General features: G+C 66.7%; 1 protein-coding gene. It reads right to left on the bottom strand.

The window, feature by feature from the left end:
* Positions 1-355: 355 nt before the first annotated feature.
* Positions 356-1,483: a heparan-alpha-glucosaminide N-acetyltransferase domain-containing protein gene (locus ACWEO2_RS08225; RefSeq protein ID WP_452404685.1), complete on the bottom strand. Its 1,128-nt coding sequence runs from the start codon at positions 1,481-1,483 to the stop codon at positions 356-358.
* Between the last annotated feature and the right edge of the window lie 603 nt (positions 1,484-2,086).

Raw genomic sequence — 2,086 nt, 5'->3', positions numbered from 1 at the left:
CGATGCCTCGGCTGCGTGGTGATCGTCGGACCCGATGCCTCGGCTGCGTGGTGATCGTCGGACGCGATGCCTCGGCTGCGTGGTGATCGTCGGACGCGATGCCTCGGCTGCGTGGTGATCGTCGGACGTGCTGCCCGGCACCCCGCCGCCAAATCCGCCGGCGCACTCTGACCCACCCCGGCTGGCCCCACGACATCAGCTCCACGCCGCTGGTTTGCCGCCGAGCTGTGGCCGTCGCATAGGCATCGTGCATAGGTTGCGAGCTGTGCGAACTGATCACTGCCTATGCGACGGCTCGGCTGCCCGGATTGCCGGACCGACGGTTTGTGCTGAGCGGGACTGGTTGGGTGCCGGTTCAGGCGACTGGTTGCGGGCGTGCAGTGGGTTCCGGTGCGGGGTGTCGGGTGCGGACGGCGGCTCGGGTTACCCGGGTGACGAGCCGTTCGAGTGGGCCGCGACCGAGGAAGCGGGTCCATAGCAGCGAGCCGACTGCGGCAATGGCGACCGACCAGAGGAAGAAGGGCGGATTTCCGTCGGCGCGCTCGTCGACGAATGCCAGCGAAATGACATGTCCGGCATATACGGTCAGCGGAAGGTAGCCGATGGCCGTGAGCGGGGTCAGGATTCGCATGAGCACCGGCGGGCAGCTCAGGAGCAGTCCGAGTACCGCGACCGCCAGTCCGCCGGAAGCCAGGATTTCGAAGAAAGTGCCCGAATGCGGTTGCGCGGTCAGCAGTGATACGAAGCCAGGGCCGGGGATGGCATCCGGATCAACGTCTTTCGTACCGAGATCGCCGAGATCGGGTGCACTGGAACCGAATACCTTGGTGCAGACCCAGGCGATGCCGTAACCGAGCACCGCGGCGGCGAAGCCCCAGCCCAGCAGACGGGTCCTGATGGCCGTGAAATCGCTACGGCCGATGGCGAGTCCGATGAGGATGAACGCGACCCAGATCAGCGCCGGATAGGTACCGGAGATGGCCAGGGTGACGATCCCACCGGTGCCGAGCGTGCTGGTGGGCAGCACCGATACCAGGCACCACACCAGCACGGGCGTGATCACCGCCCAAACCGCGGCGGTGATCAGCAGTCGCCGCGGTCGCCAGGCCAGGAACGGTACGGCCAGGACGAACATGACCGCGTAGTACTCCAGGATCACTGCAGCCGTTGTTCCGGTGGCCTGCAATATCCCGCCGATCAGGAAGAGCAGTGCGGCGCGCACCATGACGCGCAGCCGGGCCGTGACCAGGTCCGAACCGGTCGACGGATGCGCGCGCCCGGTCATCAATGCCAGCGAGACGCCGCCGAGCACCGCGAACAGAATCGAGGACCGCCCCGACGCGATATTGGTCCAATGCGCCGGATCCGACCAGGTCAGTTCGCCGTACGCCAGCGTATGTGCCGCGATCATGCCGACCACGGCCAGCCCCCGCGCGGTATCCACCGCACCGATCCGATTGCGATCGATCTTTCCCGCGGCCATCACACCGATCATGACCTCGCCCTGGCATCCGGGCAATCGCTTTTCATGCGCCCACCCTCCCGCACGCTTCGTTAAGAAACCATGAGCGAACAGGCACTTGTCCATCGTTGCGCGACCGGAAAGCAGCTGTCGCATAGGCAGTGGTTAGTTCGCAGGTCGCAGCCTGGCGCGATGCCCCGTGCTTATGCGACAGCCGTAGCTTGGCCGGCTAGCGTCGTGTGGCCCCGAGGACGTGGGCGGCAATCCAGGGGCTTGGCGACGCGCGATGGTGAATTCGGCCGCGACCCTGAGTTCTTCGGCGAGCTGCGAGCGCGAGCTGTGAGTTGCGTTGATATGCGAGCCAGGGCGTCGATTGCGGTGAGAAGCGAGCGCGGGCCGTTAGCGGCAGTGGTACGCGGCGCGAGCGGGGATGCGGCTGTCACCGAATTGCGGTGTTGTGCAGGCGTCGGCCGGGGATGCAGGGTGTGAGCAGTTGGTGGCGGTGGGTGCGCGTGAGCTGGGGATAGGGGCGCGGCTTGTCAGTCACGGTCGTACGCGGAGTGGGCCGTCGGGTTGCGGCTGGATACGGGCGCGGGCCTCGGTTGTGGTGATGTGCGGGCGCGG

This window comes from Nocardia sp. NPDC004278 (assembly GCF_053602975.1).
The sequence above is the reverse complement of the archived record's forward strand: the minus strand, read 5'-3'. Positions and strand labels throughout refer to the sequence as shown.

Excerpts from the sequence above, each read along its gene's own strand:
- ACWEO2_RS08225 (WP_452404685.1), bottom strand. The coding sequence starts at position 1,483 with ATGGCCGCGGGAAAGATCGATCGCAATCGGATCGGTGCGGTGGATACC.